The sequence below is a fragment of the Pseudomonas sp. 05N433 genome, assembly GCF_056396925.1.
The window spans coordinates 17,783-36,551 of record NZ_JBFTML010000027.1; the positions used below are offsets into that span (position 1 = coordinate 17,783).

Annotated in this window: 20 protein-coding genes; 13 read left to right on the forward strand and 7 right to left on the reverse strand. The window is 60.3% G+C overall.

The window, feature by feature from the left end; translation table 11 throughout:
- Positions 1-162 precede the first annotated feature (162 nt).
- From potA to AC1DIS_RS15780, 4 genes are all read left to right on the forward strand, one after another.
- Positions 163-1,305 (forward strand): polyamine ABC transporter ATP-binding protein, encoded by a 1,143-nt coding sequence (potA, locus tag AC1DIS_RS15765; RefSeq protein ID WP_477744459.1) that lies wholly within the window; start codon positions 163-165, stop codon positions 1,303-1,305.
- A 29-nt stretch (positions 1,306-1,334) separates the two neighbouring features.
- Positions 1,335-2,216, forward strand: coding sequence for an ABC transporter permease subunit (locus AC1DIS_RS15770; RefSeq protein ID WP_167331203.1), 882 nt, complete (start codon positions 1,335-1,337; stop codon positions 2,214-2,216).
- Positions 2,213-3,097: an ABC transporter permease subunit gene (locus tag AC1DIS_RS15775; RefSeq protein ID WP_477744460.1), complete on the forward strand. Its 885-nt coding sequence runs from the start codon at positions 2,213-2,215 to the stop codon at positions 3,095-3,097. The genes AC1DIS_RS15770 and AC1DIS_RS15775 overlap by 4 nt, the downstream gene beginning before the upstream one ends.
- 218 nt (positions 3,098-3,315) lie before the next feature.
- Positions 3,316-4,413 carry a polyamine ABC transporter substrate-binding protein gene (locus tag AC1DIS_RS15780; protein ID WP_018930101.1) on the forward strand — a complete coding sequence of 366 codons (1,098 nt, stop codon included), beginning with the start codon at positions 3,316-3,318 and terminating at the stop codon, positions 4,411-4,413.
- A gap of 175 nt (positions 4,414-4,588) precedes the next feature.
- Here the strand turns inward: AC1DIS_RS15780 and thpR are convergent, their stop codons facing one another.
- The gene (gene thpR / locus AC1DIS_RS15785; RefSeq protein ID WP_477744461.1) at positions 4,589-5,128 is read right to left on the reverse strand and encodes an RNA 2',3'-cyclic phosphodiesterase; all 540 of its coding nucleotides are present in this window, start codon (positions 5,126-5,128) and stop codon (positions 4,589-4,591) included.
- 125 nt (positions 5,129-5,253) lie between these two features.
- On the opposite strand from thpR, the gene AC1DIS_RS15790 reads away from it, so the two are divergent.
- Entirely contained in the window at positions 5,254-5,448 is a 195-nt protein-coding gene (locus tag AC1DIS_RS15790; RefSeq protein ID WP_018930099.1) for a hypothetical protein, read from the forward strand.
- Positions 5,449-5,461: 13 nt separating this feature from the next.
- Here the strand turns inward: AC1DIS_RS15790 and AC1DIS_RS15795 are convergent, their stop codons facing one another.
- Together AC1DIS_RS15795 and AC1DIS_RS15800 are read right to left on the reverse strand one after the other, a co-directional pair.
- Positions 5,462-5,815, reverse strand: a complete 354-nt coding sequence (locus tag AC1DIS_RS15795; protein ID WP_018930098.1) for a DUF1428 domain-containing protein — start codon at positions 5,813-5,815, stop codon at positions 5,462-5,464.
- 16 nt (positions 5,816-5,831) lie between these two features.
- Positions 5,832-6,932 carry a hypothetical protein gene (locus AC1DIS_RS15800; RefSeq protein ID WP_018930097.1) on the reverse strand — a complete coding sequence of 367 codons (1,101 nt, stop codon included), beginning with the start codon at positions 6,930-6,932 and terminating at the stop codon, positions 5,832-5,834.
- A 370-nt stretch (positions 6,933-7,302) separates the two neighbouring features.
- Here AC1DIS_RS15800 and AC1DIS_RS15805 point away from each other — a divergent pair, with 370 nt between their 5' ends.
- Entirely contained in the window at positions 7,303-7,572 is a 270-nt protein-coding gene (locus AC1DIS_RS15805; RefSeq protein ID WP_064618498.1) for a hypothetical protein, read from the forward strand.
- A gap of 18 nt (positions 7,573-7,590) precedes the next feature.
- On the opposite strand, the gene AC1DIS_RS15810 is transcribed toward AC1DIS_RS15805, so the two are convergent.
- From AC1DIS_RS15810 to AC1DIS_RS15825, 4 genes are all read right to left on the reverse strand, one after another.
- On the reverse strand, positions 7,591-8,223 hold the full coding sequence (locus tag AC1DIS_RS15810; RefSeq protein ID WP_477780964.1) for a Vgb family protein: 633 nt from the start codon (positions 8,221-8,223) through the stop codon (positions 7,591-7,593).
- A 50-nt stretch (positions 8,224-8,273) separates the two neighbouring features.
- A complete protein-coding gene (locus AC1DIS_RS15815; protein ID WP_477744462.1) occupies positions 8,274-9,494 on the reverse strand; it encodes a helix-turn-helix domain-containing protein in 1,221 nt (406 codons plus the stop codon).
- 100 nt (positions 9,495-9,594) lie between these two features.
- Positions 9,595-10,764 (reverse strand): Gfo/Idh/MocA family protein, encoded by a 1,170-nt coding sequence (locus tag AC1DIS_RS15820; protein WP_138867827.1) that lies wholly within the window; start codon positions 10,762-10,764, stop codon positions 9,595-9,597.
- Positions 10,765-10,789: 25 nt separating this feature from the next.
- The gene (locus tag AC1DIS_RS15825) at positions 10,790-11,713 is read right to left on the reverse strand and encodes a TIM barrel protein (RefSeq protein ID WP_477780965.1); all 924 of its coding nucleotides are present in this window, start codon (positions 11,711-11,713) and stop codon (positions 10,790-10,792) included.
- Between the two features lie 138 nt (positions 11,714-11,851).
- On the opposite strand from AC1DIS_RS15825, the gene AC1DIS_RS15830 reads away from it, so the two are divergent.
- The 7 genes from AC1DIS_RS15830 to AC1DIS_RS15860 all read left to right on the forward strand — a co-directional run bounded on the left by AC1DIS_RS15830 (position 11,852) and on the right by AC1DIS_RS15860 (position 18,768).
- Positions 11,852-12,925: a LacI family DNA-binding transcriptional regulator gene (locus tag AC1DIS_RS15830; RefSeq protein WP_477744463.1), complete on the forward strand. Its 1,074-nt coding sequence runs from the start codon at positions 11,852-11,854 to the stop codon at positions 12,923-12,925.
- Positions 12,926-12,981: 56 nt separating this feature from the next.
- Entirely contained in the window at positions 12,982-13,281 is a 300-nt protein-coding gene (locus AC1DIS_RS15835) for a hypothetical protein (protein ID WP_064618510.1), read from the forward strand.
- A 64-nt stretch (positions 13,282-13,345) separates the two neighbouring features.
- Entirely contained in the window at positions 13,346-13,672 is a 327-nt protein-coding gene (locus tag AC1DIS_RS15840) for a hypothetical protein (protein ID WP_477744464.1), read from the forward strand.
- Between the two features lie 171 nt (positions 13,673-13,843).
- Positions 13,844-14,224: a RidA family protein gene (locus tag AC1DIS_RS15845; protein ID WP_019580252.1), complete on the forward strand. Its 381-nt coding sequence runs from the start codon at positions 13,844-13,846 to the stop codon at positions 14,222-14,224.
- A gap of 228 nt (positions 14,225-14,452) precedes the next feature.
- Positions 14,453-16,129 carry an MFS transporter gene (locus AC1DIS_RS15850; RefSeq protein WP_064618514.1) on the forward strand — a complete coding sequence of 559 codons (1,677 nt, stop codon included), beginning with the start codon at positions 14,453-14,455 and terminating at the stop codon, positions 16,127-16,129.
- 454 nt (positions 16,130-16,583) lie between these two features.
- Positions 16,584-16,946: a DUF6124 family protein gene (locus AC1DIS_RS15855; RefSeq protein ID WP_477744465.1), complete on the forward strand. Its 363-nt coding sequence runs from the start codon at positions 16,584-16,586 to the stop codon at positions 16,944-16,946.
- 448 nt (positions 16,947-17,394) lie between these two features.
- Positions 17,395-18,768, forward strand: coding sequence for a glutamine synthetase family protein (locus tag AC1DIS_RS15860; RefSeq protein ID WP_018930083.1), 1,374 nt, complete (start codon positions 17,395-17,397; stop codon positions 18,766-18,768).
- The last annotated feature ends 1 nt before the right edge of the window (position 18,769 follow it).

Here is an 18,769-nt window from a genome sequence, read left to right on the forward strand (position 1 = left end):
AACCGCAATAACAACAAGTACGACCAGGCAGCCAGGACGGCGGTGCCGAATAAGCCCGAGCGGTAAGCGTTGAATTCAATGGCATCGCCCGGCCCGGGTTTGCAATCCACTCTTAAGTCAGGCCGTGTTGGCCCGACGACTGAAACCTGTTGGGAGTTTCATATGGCAAACGCCTCCAGCATCTACAGGAAGGCTCTTGATAGTCACCAGGCACCGAAAAAGGTGCTGGTGAAAGTCGACCGCGTCACCAAGAAATTCGACGAAACCACCGCCGTGGACGATGTGTCCCTGGAAATCCATCAAGGCGAAATCTTCGCCTTGCTCGGTGGTTCCGGCTCGGGCAAATCGACGCTGCTGCGCATGCTCGCCGGCTTCGAGCGCCCGACCGAAGGGCGGATTCTGCTCGACGGTGTCGACATCACTGACATGCCGCCCTACGAACGGCCGATCAACATGATGTTCCAGTCCTATGCGCTGTTCCCGCACATGACGGTGGCGCAGAACATCGCCTTCGGCCTCAAGCAGGACCGTTTGCCCGCCAGCGAAATCGACGCCCGTGTCGAAGAAATGCTGCGCCTGGTGCACATGACCCAATACGCCAAACGCAAGCCGCATCAGTTGTCCGGCGGTCAGCGTCAGCGTGTGGCACTGGCGCGTTCGTTGGCCAAGCGACCGAAGCTGTTGCTGCTCGATGAACCGATGGGCGCACTGGATAAAAAGCTGCGTTCGCAGATGCAACTGGAGCTGGTGGAAATCATCGAGCGGGTCGGCGTGACCTGCGTGATGGTGACCCACGACCAGGAAGAAGCCATGACCATGGCCGAGCGCATCGCGATCATGCACCTGGGCTGGATCGCCCAGATCGGCAGCCCGGTCGACATCTATGAAGCACCGGTCAGCCGCATGGTCTGCGAGTTCATCGGCAACGTGAACGCCTTCGACGGCACCGTTGTGGAAGACCTGGAAGGTCACGCGATCATCCACAGCCCGGACCTTGCGCAGAAGATTTACGTCGGCCACGGCGTGAGTACCTCGGTGCAGGACAAGTCGATCACCTACGCTATCCGCCCGGAAAAAATGCTGGTCAGCACCCTCAAGCCCGAGACCCGCTACAACTGGTCCGAAGGCAAGGTGCATGACATCGCCTACCTCGGTGGCCACTCGGTGTTTTATGTGGAGCTGCCTGGCGGCAAGATCGTCCAGTCGTTCATGGCCAACGCCGAACGCCGTGGCGCACGCCCGACATGGGACGATCAGGTCTACGTGTGGTGGGAAGACGACAGCGGCGTGGTACTGCGCTCATGAGAACCTTCAATCAGCAGTTCCTGCGCCTGGTGCCCAGTGGCCGCAAAATGGTCATCGGCATTCCATTCCTGTGGCTGTGCCTGTTTTTCCTGTTGCCGTTCTTCCTGGTGATGAAGATCAGCTTCTCGGAAGCAGCCCTGGCCATTCCGCCCTACTCCGAGATTTACACCTTCGCCGAACAGAAATTCCAGCTGCTGCTGAACCTCGGCAACTACTCGCTGCTGACCGAGGATGAGCTGTACATCTCGGCTTACTTCGGCTCGTTGAAGGTCGCATTCTTAAGCACGCTGATGTGCCTGGTGATCGGTTTCCCGATGGCTTATGCGATCACCAAGGCCAGCAAGGAAGCGCAAAACGTCTTGCTGCTGTTGATCATGATGCCGACCTGGACCGCGATCCTGATCCGCGTGTATGCGTGGATGGGCATCCTCAGCAACAACGGATTGCTCAATGCCTTCCTGATGTGGACCGGGCTCACATCGCAGCCTATCGAGATCCTCAACACCAACACCGCCGTGTACATCGGGGTGGTCTACGCGTACCTGCCGTTCATGGTGCTGCCGCTGTACGCCAACCTGGTGAAGCACGATGGCAGCCTGCTGGAAGCCGCGTCGGACCTGGGCTCAAGCAACTTCAACAACTTCTGGAAAATCACGGTTCCGCTGGCCAAGAACGGGATCATCGCAGGCTGCATGCTGGTGTTCATTCCGGTGGTCGGTGAGTTCGTGATTCCGGAACTGTTGGGTGGCCCGGAAACCCTGATGATCGGCCGCGTGCTGTGGCAGGAGTTCTTCAACAACCGCGACTGGCCGGTGGCGTCCGCCCTGGCGGTGGTGATGCTGGCGATCCTGATTGTGCCGATTCTGCTGTTCAACCGTAGCCAGGCCAAAGAGATGGAGGGACGGGGATGAACCGTTTCGGATTTTCACGATTGATGCTGGTGCTCGGCCTGTCGTTTATCTACCTGCCGATGCTGATTCTGGTGATCTACTCGTTCAACGCCTCGAAGCTGGTGACGGTGTGGGGCGGCTGGTCGGTGAAGTGGTATGTCGGCCTGCTCGACAACACGCAACTGATGGGCTCGGTGGTGCGCTCGCTGGAAATCGCCTGCTACACGGCGATTGCCGCGGTGGCGCTCGGTACATTGGCGGCGTTCGTGCTGACACGTGTGACGCGCTTCAAGGGCCGTACGCTGTTCGGTGGCTTGGTGACGGCGCCGCTGGTGATGCCGGAAGTGATCACCGGTCTATCGCTGTTGCTGCTGTTCGTGGCCATGGCGCAGTTGATCGGCTGGCCGCAGGAACGCGGCATCGTCACCATCTGGATCGCTCACACCACATTCTGTGCAGCCTATGTGGCGGTGGTGGTGTCGGCGCGCTTGCGTGAGCTGGATTTGTCGATCGAAGAAGCGGCCATGGACCTCGGTGCACGGCCGCTCAAGGTGTTCTTCCTGATCACCATTCCGATGATCGCGCCATCACTGGCGGCCGGCGGCATGATGTCGTTTGCCTTGTCGCTGGATGATTTGGTGTTGGCGAGCTTTGTGTCGGGGCCAGGGTCGACGACCCTGCCGATGGAAGTGTTCTCGGCGGTGCGCCTGGGCGTGAAGCCTGAGATCAATGCCGTGGCCAGCCTGATTCTGCTGGCGGTGTCGATTGTCACGTTCATGGTCTGGTATTTCAGCCGCAGGGCCGAAGCCACCCGCAAACGAGCGATTCAGGAAGCGATGGACCAGACTGCCAGCGAGTCCTGGCAACAACCGAAAAAGCAAATGCTAGAAGCGACGGTCTAGTGCCACTGTCAAGTGAGCACTGACCTGTGGCGAGCGAGCTTGCTCGCGCTTGAGTGCGCAGCACTCACAAATAGGTATGGGTTGCCAGAATTTTGGGGCCGCTACGCAGCCCAGCGGGAGCAAGCTCCCTCGCCACAGGTAAGTCCGCTAGCCACAGGTTTCGTGTTCACCGCATTTTTGTTTTATGCGATTTGAATAAAAAGAATGGAGTTGTACCGATGAAAATGTTTGGCAGGACTCTGCTGACACTGTCCTTATTGGGCGCAATCACCGCTGGCGCCCAGGCCAATGACAAGGTACTGCGCGTCTACAACTGGTCGGATTACATCGCCCCGGACACCGTCAAGAAGTTCGAAGACGAGACCGGTATCCGCGTGACCTACGATGTGTTCGACAGTAACGAAACCCTTGAGGCACGGCTGCTGGCGGGAAAATCGGGCTATGACATCGTGGTGCCGTCCAACAGTTTCCTGGCCAAGCAGATCAAGGCCGGGGTCTATCAGGAACTGGACAAATCGAAGCTGCCGAACTGGAAGAATCTCAACCCGGTGCTGCTGAAAAATGCCTCGGCCAGCGACCCGGATAACGGCCACGCCTTCCCGTACATGTGGGGTTCGATCGGCATCGGTTACAACCCGGCCAAGGTCAAGGAAGTGCTCGGCACTGATGCCCCGGTGAACTCCTGGGACTTGCTGTTCAAACCGGAAAACGCCGCCAAGCTCAAAGCCTGTGGCATCAGCTTTCTTGATTCACCGACGGAAATGCTTCCGGCTGCCCTGCACTATCTGGGCTATCCGGTGAACTCCCGGGACAAGGCGCAAATCACCGAAGCCGAGGCGCTGTTCATGAAGATCCGGCCATCGGTGGCCTACTTTCATTCGTCGAAATACATCTCCGACCTGGCCAACGGCAACATCTGCGTCGCCGTCGGTTACTCCGGCGACGTACTGCAAGCCAAGGCCCGCGCCCAGGAAGCCGGCGACAAGGTCAAGATCGAGTACAGCATCCCGAAAGAAGGCGCCGGCAGCTTTTACGACATGGTCGCCATCCCTCGGGACGCCGCCAACGTCGACAACGCCTACCTGTTCATGAACTTCCTGATGCGCCCGGACATCATCGCCGAAGTCACCAACAGCATCGGCTACAGCAATGCCAACGCGGCGGCCACGCCGTTGGTGGATGAAGCGATTCGCGACGACCCAGGGTCGTATCCGCCGCAAGCGGTGATGGCGACGTTGTATGCCATTCCTGACATGCCAATCGCCACCCAGCGGATCATGACCCGGGGCTGGACGCGGGTGAAGCTGGGCAAGTAATCCCGCCTCACTGATCGTCCCCATGCTCCGCGTGGGAACGATCATCCATTACAGCTTTCTCTTTTCCGTTCACGCAGCGCCTTACCACCGCTGCACTCCTCTCTGCAGAACGGCTTCACCTGGCTTCCTCGGTTTAGGTGAATTCAGGCGCCCTCGGGCGCCTTTTTTTGTGGGCTTATGAAGCGACCAGCGGCCACTCGGCCAACGCTATGTATCGGCCTTTATGGGACTCGAACAGGCTGAATCGATCGGCGCGCAGGTAAAACTCGGGCGGCGTCGCGGATTCGGGGACCGGCGCCCGGTAGTCGCGCATCAGGGTCAAATGCGGGCGGAATTCCCGATGGGTGTCTTCAAAACCGAACGGCAGCATGGCCTGCTCCAGCGCATACACCAGGCGCAGCAGCTCCGGTGCCGCCTGCGCGGGCGCCAGCAGCAACACCCCGGAGCGACGCCAGACGTCCAGCCGATCCAGCACCACCGTCAACGGCACGCCGGACGTGCGGATATTGGCGGCGGCCTTGCAGACACCGGCTATTTGCGCCATGCCCACCGTGCCGAGAAACAGCAGGGTCAGATGAAAGTTTTCCGCCGGCACCGGGCGCCCGACGTTGAGCCCCAGCGCGCTGCGCCATTGGGCGATGGCCCGGCGTTGTTCGGGAGCGCAGTTCAGGGCGAAAAACAGCCGTTTGAACGGCTCGCGGGTTTCATCGCTCATGTCTGGCACCTCAATGCTCGGGGACCCTTTGATTTTACAAAGGGATACCCCGCCAGCAAGCCCATTTCTGGCACCTGCCGGCATGCGCGTTATAGTTGAAGCAACCGAATCGACGGGAGGACGCCATGCGTCAGGTCATCAGCAAAGAGCCATGGTGGGCCGTACCACCGAAGCCCGGCCAGGATGAGTCCGAGCTGGAATGGGGCTGGCTGGTTCATTACAACGAAGGCGAGCCGCGCTTCGAGTTCATCAAGGAGCGGCCGTCGGACAGCGAGATTCGCAATCGCAAAAGCTGCAGGATCACCCCGACGCCGGAGTGATCCTGCCGCCTCTTCAGGCTTTGACGAGCATTTCGAAACCGCCAAAAATCGCCCGCTGGCCGTCGAACGGCATCGGATTGACGTCCGGTTGCATCCGCGGATCGCTCATCAGTTTCGCCATGCCGGCGTCACGGGTGGCCTTGTCCGGCCAGACGATCCAGGAAAACACCACGGTCTCGTCTTCCTTGAGTTTGACCGCCATGGGAAACGACGTCACTTTGCCATCAGGCACGTCGTCGCCCCAGCATTCAGCGAGGCTGAGCGCGCCGTTTTCCTTGAAAATCGCGGCGGCGGACTCCGCGTGTTTCTTGAACTTTTCGCGGTTGGCCTTGGGCACCGCTGCGACGAAGCCATCAACGTAAGCCATGATCATTCTCCTCGGGTTATGGGTTGATCTGCTGGGTAGTCGATCCAGCGTGGCTCCAATCGACAGTTCCCGCACCCAAGCCGACCGACGGTTCGACGGGCTGAGCAACAGGTTGTGCAACAGGCTGGGCCAGGGACTGGGCCAAGCCGCCTTCGATTTGCCCGGCCATGTACAGCGTTCCGGCCATGACACCGGTGGTAGGGTTTTGCACCAGCTTCAGCCACGCCTTGTCGAATGAGTCGCCCAGGCTGCTGCGGATCAGCGCCTCGCTATCGGGTCGGTCGTTGGCTTGAATAACCGCACGCACCCCCGCCACTCCCAGGGAAATCACCGCCCCGGCCAGTTTCCCCGCCGCTGCCGCCACGGCACCAGCCGCGCCTCGTGGGGCCATTTCGGCTTCCATTCGTTTACTCGCGCGCTTGGCCACTGGCGTCATGCCGGCGTCCGTCGAGGCAATGCCCTTCTCACCGCCTGCCGTGTGGATCTTGTCGATCAACGCCGCGTAGGCCGGCAACTTAGTCAGCGGTTCACTGTGCACCACCTGATACAGCGACGCGTCACGGGCGGGCGGCGGTCCCAGCGAAATCGCCGGAATTTTCTGGATACGGTCGTTGAGCTGCGCCATCGGCACGCCATGACGCTGGGAGATGACCTGAAGTTGCTGGCCGAGAGCTTGCACGTAATACGCTGTCGCCTGCCCGAGGATCTCGTCGGGATCGATCTCCACCGCTACCGGGTCCAGCACTTTGTGGTGATATTGCTCCAACAGATAGGCCGCCAGGCGTTTGGCCGAGGCATCCTGCTCACCCCCGGCACTGAGGGTGTACCAGCTGACCTTCATCGACAGCCATTCCTGGGTCCAATAGCTGCTGAACCACGGAATGAAGACTTCTTCGGTCTGTTCGTAAACCCGCGTGCGCCAATGCTCCATGGATCCGCGGGCATAGACCCTGGCCTGTTCGGTGGCCTGCTGCGAAGCCGCGACAATTTCCTGGTCAACCTGCTGCCAGGTGCTCTGGGAAACCACTACCGGCGCCACGACTACCGGGGCACGCGCAGTCGTTACGCATCCCGCCAGTACCACCAACACAGCGACGATCAGCGAACGCAGGTTCAAGATCGCAGTGTCCTACAGTCTGCGTCGAACGGAGCGTTCGACGCGTAAAAGCATGTTGATTTGAGTATAGGTCGGGGCTGGGGGCCGTCCGTCAGGAAGTGTGATAGCGCCCTCAAAAATACCTGCGCGAGCAGACCCGCAAGTCCATCGAGGAACGCCACCATCATCCACGTCGATATTCACCATCGCCGCGAATGCCTTCCGCAAAAAAACCGTCAGGTGCAGGATCAACTCATCGCCACTCAAACCCCGCATCGGAGGGGCAGACCATGTTGATCCACCTTCTGACCTGCCTGGCCCTGACGGCCATCACCCTGACCCTGTTTTCCCGCCTGGTGCTGGATATCGGTCAAACCGAGGAGCCGACATCATGATCTATTCCGTCAACCTCGCCGTGAGCTTTCCGGTGTTCGGCAGCAACTACTATTCGCAACAGGTCGTCTCTCGCAAAGCCGTCGCGCTGGTGTTCGACAAGCAATTCGAAACCTTGCTGATGCCGGCGGCCACCCACCACTTCAGTAACGAAGTGGTGGGGCTTAACGATCAGTTCCGCTTTTTGAATGATGTGCTGGTTGAGCATCTGCTGGAAATCGAGATGACTCAGCGTCCTTCACGCTCGGCGCAAGCGTTCACCTTCTGACGGGCTGGGTGCAGCCTGTCATTCTGGCCGGCGCAYGGCTCTCACCTTCCCGCTGTTGCCGCCGCCACAGAAAAACCGGTCGTGGCCATCGAACTCAAGCCCCGACACGCCGACGCCAGCTGGCATCTGGACACTCTCCAGCACCTCGCCCGTGGCCGGATCGACTCGTCGCAGCTCGCTCTCGTCACCTTCCCAGGTGCCATGCCACAGATCACCCTCGACCCAGGTCACCCCGGTAACAAAGCGGTTGGATTCGAGGGTGCGCAGCACCGCTCCGGTCTGGGGATCGACCTGATGGATCTTGCGCTCGCGATACTCACCGACCCAGAGCGTGCCTTCGGCCCACGCCAGCCCCGAGTCGCCACCGCCACCGGGTGCGGGGATGGTGGAGAGCACGCGGCCGGTCTGCGGGTCGATCTTCTGGATGCGATCCTCGGCGATCTGAAACAGATGCTGGCCATCGAAGGCGGTGCCGGCATGGGCGGCGACATCGATCGATTTCAGGGTTTTGCCGCTGGCCGGGTCCAGGGCGTTGAGTTTGTCGCCGGAGGCAAACCAGACACGCTGACCGTCATGGGTGACGCCGTGCACATGGTCGATGCCCGGAAAAGGCCCGTATTCGCGGATGATTTCAGCCGTTGAATGTTTCATGTCTTGCTCCTCGTTTACTGACTGCGTTCACTGGGGTAGTGAAGAGGATGCTAATCACTGGGCAGCAACGCCGTGAGTAACAATCCCGTCGCGAATCCAGGTACCGGCGGGAGCATCCAGCGACGAGCCCGACCGTGACCGAACGACTGCACCTTGCCGGTCGCCGCCAGTGTGTCGAGGGCTCGTTGCACGGTGCGCTGACTGGCGCCGAGCACCAACGCCAGGGCCGAACTCGACCACGACTCACCGTCGGCGAGAAAAGCGAGCAGCGTCGCATGCTGTTCTTCGACAGGCCGCGCCAGCACCACGACGTCAGGCGCAACCCGTGGCACCAGTGCAAACCCTCGTGGGGTCGCGATCACGTCGGCAATCAAGTGCAGCGCCCCGCGCAGCCGCCCGAGTTCGACGCGCAACCGTGCGCGATGGGACTCATCCGCGTGCTTCATCCGAAAGGCTCGCGCAATCAACGTTTCCCTCGGCACGTCGGCCGGCCACGCTTCGCCCAGCGCCCGGGCGAGCGCGAACAACACCGGACGCCGGGCGAGCGAAACCGACGCGTCTGCGTCGCGCACCACATACCGGCAAGCGTCCACCACCAGCGTGGGGGATGCCAATAACGCTTCAATCTCATCGAGCAGCAGCGGCTGTTCCTGCCCACCGATAATCAGCCGCGCCGCTGGTGTATCGAGGATATGCCTGGCGCTTTCGACCTCGGCGGTGAGTGCCGCAATGCCCGCGTGCTGCGCAGCATGCCCGGCCCGCTCAAGTGCCGCGCGCGCCGCTTTCGTTTGCAGACGACGCATGGCGATGCCCGCCAGAACCAGTTCGTAAGCAGCCCTCGACGCGGGCAGTAATGGCGTCGGGTCGAGTTCGGCGAGACGGCCCTCGGCCTCGTCGAGATGCCCGATCAGCAGCAAGCGGCGAATCTCGAGATAGCGCGCATGGGCGGCGTTGACCCAATCGCCGTGTGCCTGAAGCGTCGTCCGTGCGGTGTCGAGCGCCTTCACCGGCCAGTTCAGGTCACGGGAGGCGAGCGCGATCTCGGCCTCGGCAACAACACACCGCGCGCGGGCCAAGGCCTCCTTCGCACCGAACGCCCGCGCGGCACTTCGCACCAGCGCCTTCGCCCGCACAAGGTCACCCAGTTGCGCCATCGCGATGCCTCGAAGCGCGAGTGCAGGCGCGTCGTTGCGCAAGGCGATGCGGTTCAGCGCGCCGAGCGGATCACCCGCCGCGAGCGCACGCGCTGCTGCGGTGATCAGCGAATCCATGTGAATTGCGCCACTTGTGACCCCCACCGTCCGATGTCCGCTGATCAGTCTATCTCACGACTGCTCAGCCGCACGCCGATCCGCCAGGGGCACCCGTGACTCAGTAATCGACCCACACCCCACCCAGGTCCGCAGAATGGACGCAGCGCTCGACCCAGCGCACGCCTTCGACACCGGCATTGATGTCTGGATAACGCAGCGTTGCCAGTTGTTCATGATCACCACGGTTGGCGGCGTCCATGGCCAAGGCGAAACGGTAATAGAGGTTGGCCCAGGCATCGAACAGCCCTTCCGGGTGCCCGGCACCGATCCGGTCATCAAGCAACGCATGGGGATGCAGATAACCCATCCCGCGCTCCAGCACCTGGGCAGGTTTACCCTGGACTTCGAATGACAGCTGGTTCGGCCGCTCATCCCACCATTCAAGGCTGGCCCTGGAGCCGATCACCCGAATTTTCTGGCCATGCATGGATCCGGCGTTCACCGCGCTCGACCACACACTGCCCATGGCCCCGCCTTCGTATTCCATCAGTGTGTAGGCGTTGTCCTCGAGTGGTGCGCGGCTTTTGACAAAGCTCTGGCGTGTGCACAACAGCCGTTTGATCTTGAGCTCGGGCAGCATGACTTCCGACAGGTACAGCGGATGAGTGCCAACGTCTCCCAGCACATAACTGGGGCCAGCGAGGCGCGGATCGACCCGCCATTTGGTCGCCTCGCTCTGCGCCTCGACCGCCTCACAGTGGAAGCCATGGGCAAACTGCATGTGCACCATGCGCACCTCACCCAACTCACCCTGGGCGATCATTTCCCGCGCCTGCTCGATCAACTGGTGCCCGGCATAGCCGTAGGTCACCCCCACCACCCGGTTTCGCGACAACGCGATTTCACGCAGGGTTTGCGCCTCCTCGAGGGTGAAGCACAGCGGCTTTTCACAGACCACATGCAGCCCCGCTTCCAGAGCGGCCTTGGTGATTTCAAAGTGAGTGCCATTGGGCGTCGCCACGGAAATGGCCTGGATACCATCCGCCCGCCCGGCTTCGCCCTCAATCAGGCTGCGATAGTCGCCGTAGCAACGCTCGGGGTCGACCCCCAGTTGCACACCGAAGTCGCGACCGCGTTGCGGGTCCAGGTCGAAGGCACCGGCCACCAGTGCAAACGACTGGTCACGCAGGGCCGCCGAACGATGGATGTAGCCGATCTGACTGTCACACCCGCCGCCCACCATCGCCCAGCGGATTGGTTGAGGAATTCGCTTGCTGCCATTGATCATCGAAAAGTCCTTCGCATGAGAGAAATCAGAAACCCGCCCGGGACAGGTAGTCACGGCTGGCAGCCACGTCGCGCAGACTGCCGTGGGCGTTACGTGGATCACGTTCTTGCTCGACCGTGATGTAACCCTGGTAACCGATCTCGGTGATCAGCTCGCGCAAGGCGCCGTAGTCGATGACACCCTGGCCGATCGGGCACATCACGCCTCTTGCGCACGCGGCGAAGAAGGTGATGTGTTCGCCCAGCACTTGATCGAACACGGCCTGATCGATGTCTTTGAAATGCAGGTAATCCACGCGGTCCGCGTACTGGCGCAGGGTCTGCACCGGGTCCATACCGGCGTAGTACAGATGGCCGGTGTCCAGACACAGGCCAGCCACTTCGTAGGGGATGTCTTCGACCAGTCGGGCCAGCTCATCGGCGAACTCGATGTAGCCCCCGGCGTGCGGATGAATCACCGTGCGCACACCGAATTCCGTCCACGCCAACTCGGCGATGGCGCGGATATGGGCCATCATGCCCCGCCAGGCATCGGGCGCCAGGCGCGGCGCGCGGTCAGAGTGGCCAGCGGCGTAGTCACGCTCCTCATGCCCCCAATCGATGACCACCAGACACGGCATGGCGAAACGTTGCCCCGGCTCCAGGGGAATTGCCGGCAACTGCTTGAGCAATGCGCAGATATTACGGGTTTGATGCAGCAGGCTGGGCAGGTTGGCGGGATCGACCAGATTGTCGAACACCGTGCCGGYCACCACGTGCAGGCCGTGTTTGACCAGCACCGAGCCCACCGCATCGGCGTCCAGTGGCAGGTAACCGTATGGCCCCAATTCGATGCCGCGATACCCCGCTTGCGCCGCTTCGCCAAGAACCTGTTGCCACGCCGGCAGATGAGGATTGTTGACGTCGTCGACGCCCCAGCAACAAGGCGCGGTGGAGATGTGGAGGGTCATGTCAGGCTCCGGAAATTATTGTTATGGGTAGCGATGTTTCGCTGGAAGAAATCCTAAGGTGGGCAGATGCACGGCTGCTATAGTCCCTGAGCGATACCTGTCAAAACCCGTCAAAAGTTTCAGATAGGCTTTCATTTCATGTCAGAACATTCTTTGTCAGAAGCCGGCAACCCGCTCGGTCGTCGTGCAACCATGGAAGACGTGGCCTTGGCCGCCGGGGTGAGCCTGTCCACCGTGGACCGGGTGATGAATCTGCGGGCCAACGTGCGCGCCGATACCGCGCAACGCATTGCCGAGGCCGCCGCCCGACTGGGCTTCTACGGGCGTAATGTGATCGAACAACGAGTGCTGCAGCAGCGCCCGACCGTGCGCTTGGGGTTTCTGCTGCAAAAGCGTGGCGTGGCGTTTTATCAAGGGCTGGCCAAGGCCTTGGCTGAGGCGGCGACGGCCAGCGTGCGGGCCCAGGTTCGGGTGCTGATCCACTACATCGACGACCTGGCCCCGGCCGCCACCGCAGAACGCATTCTCAAGTTGCAGGGCGAAGTCGATGCCCTGGGCGTGGTGGCCGCCGACCATCCGGCTGTGCGCGAGGCCATGGCGCAATTGCGAGCGGCCGGTATTCCTGTGGTCGCACTGGTATCCGAGCTGAGCGCCTCGGCCGGCGCCGGTTATGTCGGCGTCGACAACCGTGCCATGGGCCGCACCGCCGGCTGGTTCATCAAGCACCTGGCAGCGCAACCGGGGCCAGCGGCCGTGATGGTCGGCACCCAGCGCTTTCAGTGCCAGGAACTGTGTGAAATGAGTTTTCGCTCCTTCCTGTCGGAACAACCCCAGGACTGGGAATTGCTGGCTACGCGCCTGACTCTGGAGGACGAGGAATTCGCCTATGCCGGCACGCTCGACCTGCTCACCAGCCAACCCGACCTTGTCGGCCTGTATGTGGCAGGTGGCGGTATCGAGGGGGTCATCAACGCMTTGCGCGAACTGAAAGCCCAGCACATCGCGCTACCCGTCGTGGTGTGCCACGACCTGACCCCCATCACCCGGGCAGCCCTGCGTGACGGCATCGTTCAAGCCGTGCTGTCACACCCTGTCGAGGCGCTGGCGCAAATGGCGGTCAGGGCCATGGTGGATGCCGCGATAGATCCAGCGTCGGACAGCGCAGCGAAGTGCATGCTTTCGTTGCAGATTGATGTGGCTGAAAGTGTTTAGTGGTCGGCAGCAGGCCTAGAACATTCCGAGGTGCTTTGTCAGGAGAAAAACAAAAAATGAGCATGACAAAAAACAGCATTATTTCGGCAATAAAAATTATTGTCATATTCACCACCCTGATAAGCGGATCGTATGCAGTTGTCATCCCGGCATTTGCACCCACCTATAAGACCTACTACATTCTAGTCATCGGAATCGCCACCTCAGCATTGCTTGGAGGTTTTATCGGCTATAAAGCCCTGGCAGATGAAATACGCCTCATCAAAATCGGCTTTGGTCTTTGCTATGCCACAGTCACAGCTATTTTTGTATTAGCACTTTCACTATTTATAATTTTAAACACTCGTGGAGCATGACTTGCAGCCATGCGCTATTTATCAGGCGACCGTGTTTATTGAAGCAATAAGATGAGCGTGCATCATGAGCGATCCAGATGAAATCGTTCGTACATTTGCCTTACAGAGAATTGCGAGCCTCTTCAACATTTCCGTGGACCTTCTTAATGAAGAAGACGTATTTGGGGAAGACTTGAAAGCCACCCGTTCTTCCGGTCTATTCACTAGAAATGAATATGATGCAATTGAAGGCGACATTCTTGATGTATGCGACAGAGAGACGTACAAGATCATAAGCTCTGGCAACCTGACCATTTACACCGTCGGCGATTATTGTGACCACATGGTTCGTTGTTATAAACGCAAGCCAAAAGACGTTATTGCGACATTGAAAATAACCTCGCTCAGCTGACTACGTTGGGCGGCTGCCATGCCGCGGGGAGCACCCGCCTGCTTGCCTTCCGAGTTTTCGAGCTGATTCACGAACGGTCCGACGACGAGGCTGTAAACTGGCCGCGCAAAAAAAGGCGCTGCATCATTGAATACCCCGGCGCCCCTTCACCCCCACAAACAAGAGATCCCCATGGCAAACCACGACATCACGTTCCTCCCCGATCCCGACGCGGAATCCATCTCCTCCGACGTCGCCGGTTTCGGCGGCCTGCTGGTCTCCACTCAAATTCCTACCCGCGCCGACGGCAGCCTGGAGCTGGGCGACATCACCCTGCAAAGCGAGTGCACTCTGCAGGCGCTCAAGGTAGCGCTGGAGAACGCCGGCAGTTCCATGGACCGGGTGCTGCATCTGACCATCTACCTCACCGACATGGCCGACCGCGCCGCGTTCAACGAGGTCTACCAGCGCTTCTTCGCCAAGCCCTGGCCGGTTCGCGCCGCCGTTGGCGTGGCCGCGTTGGCGGTCGAAGGCATGCGTGTGGAAGTCACTGCGATGGCGGCCAAGGGCTAAATCCGCGAACGTGCCCGGTGGGAGTGGCCATCGCCGGGCACGTTGGCGAGTGGATATCTGCGCGAAGGTGATTATGCTTTAAGAAACCATGCAGCAATGCGAGGCCGTCTGCCTGTTCCTCTGCTTCGCGCAATTGGTAATCCGACGACATCAGCCCTAGGGCCTGGGTGCGGTAATAAAGTTGGTGAGGTACTCCGGCCTTCAACAAGAGCAAGACGGAGAAGACTCATGGCCACGATTGACACTACAGCCACGGGCAGCATGCCCAACCGAGGGATCACCAAGGAGGAACGCAAGGTCATTTTCGCCTCGTCCCTGGGCACGGTTTTCGAGTGGTACGACTTCTATCTTTACGGCTCCCTCGCGGCGATCATCGCCAAGCACTTCTTCGCGGGCGTCAATGAAACAACCTCCTTCATCTTTGCGCTGCTCGCGTTCGCCGCGGGTTTCGCCGTGCGGCCCTTCGGCGCCATCGTGTTCGGCCGACTGGGCGACATGATCGGGCGCAAGCACACATTCCTCATCACCATTGTGATCATGGGTGTCTCCACCGCTGTCGTGGGTTTTCTGCCCGGCTACGAGACCATCGGCGTGGCGGCACCGGTCATCCTGATCAGCCTGCGCCTGATGCAAGGCCTGGCCCTGGGTGGTGAGTACGGCGGCGCGGCGACTTACGTGGCCGAGCATGCGCCCAAAGGCAAGCGCGGCTACTTCACTTCGTGGATCCAGACCACCGCGACCCTCGGCCTGTTTCTGTCGTTGCTGGTGATCCTCGCCTGCCGCACCCTCCTCGGCACCGAAGCCTTCGAGGCCTGGGGCTGGCGGATTCCCTTCCTGGTGTCGATCCTGCTGCTGATCGTCTCGGTCTACATTCGCTTGCAACTCGCCGAGTCGCCGGTGTTCAAGAAGATGAAAGAAGAAGGCAAGTCTTCCAAGGCACCGCTGACCGAATCCTTCGCCCGCTGGGACAACCTCAAGATAGTGATCATGGCCTTGCTCGGCGGCACGGCTGGCCAGGCCGTCGTCTGGTACACCGGGCAGTTCTATGCGCTGTTCTTCCTGCTGCAGACGCTGAAGATTGACCCGCAAACCGCCAACTTTTTGATTGCCGGCTCGCTGCTGATCGGCACGCCGTTCTTCATCCTGTTCGGCAGCCTGTCCGACCGCATCGGCCGCAAGGGCATCATCATGGCCGGGTGCATCCTCGCCGCCGTGACCTACTTCCCGATCTTCCATGCGTTGACCGAGTTCGGTAACCCCGACGTGTTTGCCGCGCAGGCGAAGAATCCGGTCACGGTGGTCGCCGATCCCGGCCAGTGCTCGTTCCAGTTCGACCCGGTGGGCAAGGCCAAATTCACCAGTTCCTGTGACCTCGCCAAGACTGTGCTGGCGAAGAAGGCCATCCCCTACAAAAACGAGAAAGCCGCGCCTGGCGCCGTCGCGCAGGTGCGCATCGGTGACAAGGTCATCCCGAGTTTCGAAGGCACCGGCATGCCGGCCGCTGACTTCAAGACCCACAATGATGCCTTCGTCGCCACCCTCGGCACCGCCCTCAAGGACGCCGGCTACCCCGAGAAGGCCGACCCGGCCAAGACCAACTACCCGATGGTGTTGCTGCTCCTGACCATCCTGGTGATCTACGTGACCATGGTCTACGGCCCGATCGCTGCCTGGCTGGTGGAGCTCTTCCCGGCGCGCATCCGCTACACCTCGATGTCGCTGCCCTACCACATCGGCAATGGCTGGTTCGGCGGCTTCCTGCCCACGGTGGCGTTCGCCATGGTCGCGGCCACGGGTGATATCTACTACGGGCTGTGGTACCCGATCGTGATCGCGGTGATGACGGCCATCCTTGGTACTTTCTTCCTGCCGGAAACCAAGGATCGGGAGATTCATCACACATAAGCGTTCAGTATCGAGCAGCGATAGATTTGCACCCCACGCAATAAAAACGCCCCGTCAGTCTGTTCCTGACGGGGCGAATCACCACATACACCCACGGTGTTTAAGCTGCGTGTTTAAAGACACCCGGTGTTACTTCATCAAGGCTACAACGCCTTGCGTCGCTGCCTACGCCTGCGCCAGAATCCGCCGGCTTGTGCGCTTTGGGCTCGGGTTTTATCGTTTCCCGGTCACTGAAAAACAGTGATCGGGTTTGGTAGCCCGGTATTTCCAGGCGCATAGCGCCGCCTTTTGCAGAGGTTGTTTTTTCATCTCTGTTTTTATGGTGGCCATGCGTAGGGCTCCTTCGGGYGCGCCGGGTTCCTGGACCGGTCTACCAACCTGTGCATGGCCGCCACCCTTCGTTTGGTAGCAAAGGGTGATGGCTCCTCAAATAGTTTTCCCAGGAGTTTCATCCATGTTCAAACCTACACCCAATCCGCCGATCACAGACCCGACATCCTCCTACGAATCCCTCGATTCAAAAAAACTCCACGAAGCCGCCGAGCGCGCCCTCGACCACTACCTCAACCCCGCCGCCCAAATCATGGCCACGGCCAACGAACCCGAGCCTATGTACTTCGCCAACCCGAAGTACAACACCGAATCCCTGCTGGCCAACGCCAGCGAAACACTCGGCTCCGCCACCCTCATGCTCAACAATTTCGCAGCGTTGCTGGAGACCTCACATCGCAAGACCCTGCTGGGCATTGCGCAAGTGGTCATGCTCGGTGAACTGGCGGTGAACCAGGCACTGGATCACGTCGAACCAAAGGAGTAACTAACGCAACCAGTGGCGAGGGGATTTGCTCCTCGCCACACCAGATTGGGGAAACGAACGTCCCAAGCGGTGGAGCAAACCACCGCCAAACAGGCCAATGCCGCGATCTGTAGCAGCTGGCGAAGCCTGCGTTCGGCTGCGCAGCAGTCGTGAATCCGGCTGACGCGGCCTGCCTGACGTACCGAAATGTCTGGTTTGACGACTGCTTCGCAGCCGAACGCAGCCTTCGGCAGCTGCTACAAAGAACGCGTCGCGACCAAAATTGCCTAAGTGAACAGCATTGAATCATCAAGCCCCACTCACCGAAACGTGCGCACAGCAACTGTAGGCTAAGCTTTCAGCAGCTTATTGCTCACGATGCTCGCGTCTGCAGGTTTGGTTTTTTTCTGGAGAGCGTCTGCAACAGCTATTTCAGACAGGTCCAGATCATTCACGCAGGACTGACGCGATGACCGAGCCCCTTCTCAGTTTCGAAGCACTTAAACGCGCCGCTGCCGCCGGCGAGATCGATACCGTGCTGGTGTGCATGGTCGATATGCAGGGGCGACTGGTCGGCAAGCGCTTCCAGGTCGAGTTTTTCATCGACAGCGGCCACGAAGAAACCCACTGCTGCAATTACCTGCTGGCCGACGACATCGACATGGAGCCGGTGCCGGGTTACGCCGCTGCCAGTTGGAGCAAAGGCTATGGCGACTTTGTGCTCAAACCCGACATGTCTACGTTGCGGCGCGTGCCGTGGCTGGAATGCACGGCGCTGGTGCTCTGCGATGTGCTCGATCATCACCATAGAAAAGACCTGCCCCACAGCCCGCGAGCGATCCTGAAAAAACAGGTCGAGCGCCTGCGCGAGCGCGGCTATACCGGCATGTTCGCCTCTGAGCTGGAGTTCTATCTGTTCGATGAGAGCTATGAGGCGATCCACGAGCGCAATTACCACCAGCCGAAGACCGCCGGCCATTACATCGAGGACTACAACATCCTGCAGACCACCCGCGAGGAACCGGTGTTGCGGGCGATTCGCAAGCACCTGCAGGCATCCGGCATTCCCGTGGAAAACTCCAAGGGCGAATGGGGGCCGGGGCAGGAAGAAATCAACATCCGTTATGCCGATGCCATGACCATGGCCGACCACCACGTCATCATCAAGCACGCCTGCAAAGAGATCGCGCAACTACAAGGCAAGGCGATCACCTTCATGGCCAAGTGGCGCTATGACGCCGCCGGTTCCAGCAGCCACATCCATAATTCGTTGTGGGACAAGCATGCGAAAAAGCCGCTGTTCTTCGACCCCAAGGCCGAGTTCGGCATGTCGAAACTGATGCGCTCGTGGGTGGCCGGGCAGCTCAAATACGCTAACGACATCACCTGTTTTCTGGCGCCCTACATCAATTCGTACAAGCGCTTTCAGGCCGGCACCTTCGCGCCAACGCGGGCGGTCTGGAGCAGGGACAATCGCACCGCCGGCTTTCGTTTGTGCGCCGAGGGCAGCAAATCCATCCGCATCGAATGCCGCATCGGCGGGGCCGACCTCAACCCCTATCTAGCCTTCGCCGCGTTGATCGCCGCAGGCCTGGCCGGGATCGACGAAAAGCTCGAACTCGCGGCGCCGTTCGAGGGCGATGCCTATGTCGATGAGCATTTGCCTGAAGTGTCGAAAACCCTGCGCGAGGCCTGCGCCGCCCTCAAGGCGTCGAGCATGTTGCGCGAGGCGTTCGGTGATGAAGTGATCGACCACTACGTGCACACCGCCGACTGGGAACAGAAAGAGTACGACCGACGGATAACCGACTGGGAACTGCAGCGCGGCTTCGAGCGCTATTGAG